At 69.1% G+C, this 1,196-nt stretch carries 1 pseudogene; it reads left to right on the forward strand.

Annotation, left to right across the window (positions count from 1 at the left end):
• Nucleotides 1-5: 5 nt before the first annotated feature.
• Nucleotides 6-1,034: pseudogene (locus ACTQ05_RS09500) on the forward strand (IS256 family transposase); the annotation flags it as partial.
• Nucleotides 1,035-1,196 lie beyond the last annotated feature (162 nt).

Raw genomic sequence — 1,196 nt, forward strand, 5'->3', positions numbered from 1 at the left:
CCGCTATGGAAATCTTATCAGACCCGACGCCGGACATGCTCGCTATGCCCCGTTTCGACGACGGCGCCATCGATATGCAGGAGCTGCTTCGCAGACTCGCCGAGCAGGTCGTGAACGCCGTGATGGACGCCGAGGCCGACCAGCTCTGCGGTGGCGGGGCGGACAGCCGAAACGGCTACCGCGAGAGGTCGCTCGCCACCTGCGTCGGCACGCTGACGCCGCGCATCCCCAAGCTGCGCTCCGGCAGCTTCTTCCCGGAGGACGTGCTCGAGCGCTACCAGCGCGTCGACCGCGCCCTCGTGGCCGCCGTGGCCGAGATGTACGCCACGGGCACGAGCACCCGCAAGGTGCAGAGGGTGGCCGAGAAGATGGGCGTCTCCAGGCTCTCGAAGGACCAGGTGAGCGCAATCGCCTCGAGCCTGGACGCAGACATCGAGGATCTGTGCGGAAGGCCGCTCGACGGCTCGCCGGTGCCCTACGTCTGGCTCGACGCGACCTACGTCAAGTGCCGCCGCGGGGGGCGCGTCGCCTCCACCGCCGTGGTCACCGCCATCGGCTGCGATGCGGGCGGTCGGGGGCGCGTCCTTGGCGTCGACGTGGTTGACACCGAGTCCTACGACTCGTGGCTCGCCTTCCTGCGGGCTATCCGCTCGCGCGGGGCGGCGGGCGTGCGGCTCGTCGTCTCGGACGCCCACCCGGGGCTCGTCCGGGCGCTCGGCGAGGTCTTCCAGGGCGCCGCGTGGCAGCGCTGCGCGGTCCACCTCATGCGCGACTGCATGCGCGAGGCCGGCTCCTGGCAGCTCAGGCGCCGCGTGGGCAGGATCGTGTCGCAGGTGTTCCGCGGGCGCGACGCCGCCACCGTGACGGCCATGTACCACGCGGCGTGCGACATGCTGGCGGGGTGCTGCCCCAGGGCGGCGGCGGTGCTGGAGGAGGCCGAGCCCGACGCGCTGGCCTACCTCGACTTCCCGCCGACCCACTGGAAGCGCCTGCGCACCAACAACGTGCAGGAGAGGACCAACCGAGAGATAAAGTGTTAGCGTCAATCTATTTTTCACCAGTTTCGCTAAACAGGCGCGCCGTTTGCGCAAAGGCGGTTTCACCGGTTGCGCTAACGTATTTTCACCGATTCCGGTCACGGCTTGACGGGGCCGTCCCTCGGCAGGTCCTTCAGCCTGTAGGACCTGCCGGTTATC

This window comes from Collinsella sp. LCP21S3_A9 (assembly GCF_052118785.1).
GTDB lineage: Bacteria > Actinomycetota > Coriobacteriia > Coriobacteriales > Coriobacteriaceae > Collinsella.